Raw genomic sequence first — 4,810 nt, 5'->3', positions numbered from 1 at the left:
ATAAAATAATGTAAGGTGTTTTAATGAGAGAATATAATTTGGAAATTCTTACTTTTATTATGTTTGGAATGGTAACATTTTCAGCTGTTTTTTATAATGGTTTAAGTTTAGTCCAAAAGATGATGTTAATTTATATGTTTCTTTTCACCCTCCATGAATGGGAAGAAACACGCTTTCCGGGAGGATTTGCAAAATTAATGTTAAAATTCTTCAAGCTCAAAGCAACACCTAATCAGATACACGCTGCACATATTCCAGTTACTATCCTATTAATCATAATCACATTTGTACCTTTTTTTACCCAATATACTCTATTGGCATTAGTTCCTGTTTATCTGGGATTATTTGAAACATTTATACATATAATAGGCATCAAACTTCATAAAATGGAAAAGCCTTACACTCCAGGTTTAATCACAGCAATGTGTCTTGGACTAACATCAATAATTGCATTGCTAAACCTTTCCAACAATAACCTCCTTCAAAGCTGGGACTATGTATGGGGAATATTAATAATGTTTTTATGTTTTGGTGCAATGCAAAGAACTGTCATTGCAATTTATGGCCTAGGATACAAAGATTTAATTGCAAATTTAAAAAATAATCAATAAAATTAATAAATAGCACTAGTATTAGTTATTGATGTAATCTTAGCATTAATTCACAAAAAATACAAAATGTTCGTATAAAACGTATGATATAGTTCACATGCTTATAGATTTCAAGTACAAAATGCAAATATAATTTTTGCAAATTATTCCAAACTATTAATTAAATTGTTATTTAATGTTTCATAATCAAAGTATGTTTCCTATTCCAATTTTGCAAAACTGACCGTATAAAATAAAAAAATTTAAATATCACATCCGAGTTATTAATATAAAATTAATAGGTGATGTTATGAAAAAGTTACATTTAATTATAATTGCCTTAATAATTCTAATATCTATTGTGGGAGTATTTTTCCTAACAGGTACCTCGACTCCAACAGGTGAAGGACCATCATATAATGCAAGTGCATTAACAAATAATCTTTCAGTTGACATGAATAATTGGCAATATGATGAAACAAATGACATATACTATCAAATTGGACTTGTATACTGTATGAATCCTAAAGATACTGCATATGAATCTTGTGGAATCTATGTTCCTGGAAAATACTTTGAAAGTAGTAAAAATTCAAATGGAACTTACAGTTGTAAAATAAATGAAAATGCTAAAGTTGGAAATTATACTTCTAATTCCGCACCTATAGTAATGCCTGTAAACACTCCAGGTTATTCTGCATGCAAAGCACCAACTAGTTACAATGCAGGTGAAGTCAAAAATTACACTGATGCTGGTTTTATCTATTTAAATGCCGGTTGTATGGGAAGAGACAATGCAGAAGCACCTGATGGTGTAGTTGACTTGAAATCTGCAGTGACTTACTACAGATTTAACGGAGATGTTTTACCAGGAGACATTGAGAAAATATTTACTTTTGGCCATAGTGGAGGAGGAGCACAATCTGCAATAATGGGCGCTTCTGGAAACAGCGAATTATATAATCCATATTTAGAAAACATTGGTGCTGCAATGGTTGATAAAGATGGAAAAGTTTTATCAAATGCTATTGCTGGTGCGATGTGCTGGTGTCCAATAACAAATTTAGATACTGCAGATAGTGCATATGAATGGAATATGGGACAATATGTGAGAAATTCGAACTCCTTCACAGGTGCCTTAAGTAATGATTTGGCAGAATCATATGCTACTTACATTAATCAATTGAACCTAAAAGACCCAAATGGAAATGTGTTGAAACTTGAAAAAAGCGATGATGGAATTTATACTTCAGGCAGTTACTATGATTACATGTTAACTGTAACCGAAGAATCTTTGAATAATTTTTTAAATGATACAACATTCCCATATTCTCCAAGTTCTAATGGAATGGGAAGCATACCATCTGGTGGAGCACCTAGCGGAGAAACACCAACAGGATCAACTCCAAGTGGGGAAATACCAAGCGGAGAAACACCAACAGGATCAGCACCTAATGGTGAAATACAAAGTGAAAACACCGATACCAACTCATCAACAAGTTATCAGACAGCACAAGACTACATTGATTACCTTAATGGAAATGACACATGGATTCAATATGATGAAAAAACAAATACTGCAAAAATCACTAGTTTAGAAGCATTTGTCAAAAATTGTAAAAATCCTTCAAAATCTGTTGCCGCTTTTGATGATTTGAATCGTTCTCAAGCTGAAAACGGATTATTTGGCCTTGACTCAAATAGTTCATCACATTTTGATAAAGATTTAAGAGATTTACTTAATAACAATAGTGAAACATACTCTAAATACAGTAATGACTCAAAAGATTATGCCCGTGAATATAGCAATGATTTGGCTACAAAAGACAGTTTAAATAACACCATGGAAACTCGTGTAAACATGTATAATCCAATGTATTACTTATGTGATTATTACGATGGAGCAGGAAGTTCTGATGTAGCTAAATATTGGAGAATAAACACAGGTATTGAACAAGGAGATACTTCCCAATGTGTCGATGTCAACTTATACTTAGCTGTCCTGAATAAAGTTGGAAAGGACAATGTTGAATTTTCAACTGTTTGGGGCCAAGGACATACTCAAGCTGAAAGAACTGGTGATTCTACAGGCAATTTTATTAATTGGGTTAATAATTGCTTAAACTAAAAGTGAATAACATGAATTATTCACTTTTTACTATTTTTAATTTTAAACATTAACTTTAAAAAAAATGAAACACATCAGAATTAGAAAATTCTACATAAACACACCATTTCATTTTAAAACCTTAAAGACTACAGAACTTATCGTTTCCCATAAACTCTGATAAAAAAAATTGATTTTATATAAAGAAAACACTAAAAAAAAATACGAACATTTCGTATAAAACTTATAAAAAAGTTCCGATGCTTATCGATTCCAAGCACTGAAACTCTGATACAATTCATTTCCCATATTATAATTACTAAAGTAATTCAAAGATTAAAGCATTATATCGACTTACAATTCCTTTACATGCATATTTCAGCTCCACCCTATAATCTCATCGATATCTCATTTTAATTGTCCCATTTGCTAATATACCATTTGTCATTTATTTTTTCCAATGTTTGTTGTGAATGAAGAGTCCATGTTCCCTTCATCCCATATACCTTCGCATCAAGAGTTACATCTGCATTGAATATTGCTTTATTTTCGTCACATATTGTTATATCCGGATTGTTGATTGTTGATTTGTAATAGTTAAGTGTTCCATCCAGGATCTCATCGATGAATTCCTGTTTTGTCTGTGTTTTTCCGGACAGGTGTGTTAATGTATAATTGTCACAAATTATTTCATTTAATTTTTCCAGATCCTTTTCAATCATCGCTTCCTGAAAGGCAATAAATCTTTTAAGGACGTCTTCCTGGACATCTGTCAAATTTCTTTTATTAATTACAGATACATTCATATTAAAACCCTCTTATTCAGGAAATTTATCTTTATCAAGTGTTTTAACAACTTTTGCAGGCACACCTACAGCCACAGAATAATCTGGAACATCTTTTGTAACAATGGCTCCCGCTCCAACAATTGCATATTTTCCAACTGTGACACCAGGCAAAATACTCACACCCGCTCCAATCCATGCTCCTTTTTTAATAACGATTTCTTCACATAAAAGTACCTGTCTTTCATATTCATCATGATTATTGGACAATAATTGAACGTTTCCTGCAAGCATTACATCATCTTCTATTATGATTCCGCCTCTGGCCATTGCAAGGCAGTTACTGTTGATAAACACATTATTTCCAATTTTCATTTTGTGAAATGCAGCACCGGCAAATGGTGCAGTGATAGAGCTGTTTTCTCCGATGTTGCCCTCAAGCAATTCATTAAGCAATGCCATATATTCTTCAGTCATAGGCTCTGTGTGGTTGAACTTAAACAGGACTTTTGATTGCTTGATTGACTGTTCCAATTCTTCCTGTGAAATTTTATCCAAATCGACTCTCTCCATTTTATCATCTCCTTAATTTATTTATTTGGTTGCGGCAATGGAATTCCTTCTTTTAGACTTAGTTCTTTTATTTTTAAAAACCATGCCATATTTCTTGCAAGGGTTGTCATTGTCTTTAAGCCTTCCAGATCCTCCAGTGCCTCTTCGGCTTTGGTGCCATAGATTACATTCCAGTATGTTGAGCTGATTATTGGCATTTCAGCCCATGTGAAAAATCTGTTGATTGTATCGATTGCGGTCATGGTCCCCGCTCTTCTGGCACTTGCAACTGCAGCAGCAGGCTTTAGGCGAAATATCCGCTTTCCGCCAAAAAATGAAGAGAAAAACACTCTCGTCATGAAGTTTGTCAATGTCGGATTGACTGTACCGTAATAGACCGGCCCTCCAAAAATGAATCCGTCAAATTCCTCTGCCTTTTCAACGAAAGCGTTGACTTCGTCATTAAAAACACATTTTCCAAGTTCGCTGCATTTTCTACAGTCAATACATCCTCTAATATCTTTATGTCCCACGCGATAGATTTCAGAATCTATGTTTTCTTCATTGAGGGTTTTTTGTATTTGCTTTAATGCCACATAGGTGCATCCTTCTTTATTTGGACTTCCATTTACTAATAATACTTTCATGATTTCAACTCTTTTTGTTGAATTTAATAGTTAATCTATATTAATTGTTATATAAAGTTAACTATTAACTATGGTTAACTATTTATACTAGCATGCATAAAATTATGTTTAGATATTATGACATTCGAT

Annotated in this window: 5 protein-coding genes; 2 read left to right on the top strand and 3 right to left on the bottom strand. The window is 32.8% G+C overall.

The features are described 5' to 3' along the window. Nucleotides 1-23: 23 nt before the first annotated feature. Both ACKI32_RS04190 and ACKI32_RS04185 read left to right on the top strand, forming a co-directional pair. Entirely contained in the window at nucleotides 24-611 is a 588-nt protein-coding gene (locus ACKI32_RS04190) for an HXXEE domain-containing protein (RefSeq protein ID WP_407413807.1), read from the top strand. A gap of 289 nt (nucleotides 612-900) precedes the next feature. Then, the gene (locus ACKI32_RS04185) at nucleotides 901-2,718 is read left to right on the top strand and encodes a subtype A tannase (protein ID WP_407413805.1); all 1,818 of its coding nucleotides are present in this window, start codon (nucleotides 901-903) and stop codon (nucleotides 2,716-2,718) included. Between the two features lie 392 nt (nucleotides 2,719-3,110). Here the strand turns inward: ACKI32_RS04185 and ACKI32_RS04180 are convergent, their stop codons facing one another. The 3 genes from ACKI32_RS04180 to ACKI32_RS04170 are packed head-to-tail and all read right to left on the bottom strand — an operon-like array spanning nucleotide 3,111 to nucleotide 4,681. Next, a complete protein-coding gene (locus tag ACKI32_RS04180) occupies nucleotides 3,111-3,503 on the bottom strand; it encodes a nuclear transport factor 2 family protein (protein WP_407413803.1) in 393 nt (130 codons plus the stop codon). Between the two features lie 12 nt (nucleotides 3,504-3,515). Further along, nucleotides 3,516-4,055, bottom strand: a complete 540-nt coding sequence (locus ACKI32_RS04175) for a DapH/DapD/GlmU-related protein (protein WP_407413801.1) — start codon at nucleotides 4,053-4,055, stop codon at nucleotides 3,516-3,518. A gap of 17 nt (nucleotides 4,056-4,072) precedes the next feature. Then, nucleotides 4,073-4,681, bottom strand: coding sequence for a flavodoxin family protein (locus tag ACKI32_RS04170; RefSeq protein ID WP_407413799.1), 609 nt, complete (start codon nucleotides 4,679-4,681; stop codon nucleotides 4,073-4,075). Nucleotides 4,682-4,810: the final 129 nt, after the last annotated feature.

The organism is Methanobrevibacter sp., assembly GCF_045611865.1.
Taxonomy (GTDB): domain Archaea; phylum Methanobacteriota; class Methanobacteria; order Methanobacteriales; family Methanobacteriaceae; genus Methanocatella.
The sequence above is the reverse complement of the archived record's forward strand: the minus strand, read 5'-3'. Positions and strand labels throughout refer to the sequence as shown.

Bases quoted from the DNA above. Each gene is read 5' to 3' on its own strand.
- ACKI32_RS04190 (WP_407413807.1), top strand. From the start codon at position 24: ATGAGAGAATATAATTTGGAAATTCTTACTTTTATTATGTTTGGAATG.
- ACKI32_RS04185 (WP_407413805.1), top strand. From the start codon at position 901: ATGAAAAAGTTACATTTAATTATAATTGCCTTAATAATTCTAATATCT.
- ACKI32_RS04180 (WP_407413803.1), bottom strand. From the start codon at position 3,503: ATGAATGTATCTGTAATTAATAAAAGAAATTTGACAGATGTCCAGGAA.
- ACKI32_RS04175 (WP_407413801.1), bottom strand. From the start codon at position 4,055: ATGGAGAGAGTCGATTTGGATAAAATTTCACAGGAAGAATTGGAACAG.
- ACKI32_RS04170 (WP_407413799.1), bottom strand. From the start codon at position 4,681: ATGAAAGTATTATTAGTAAATGGAAGTCCAAATAAAGAAGGATGCACC.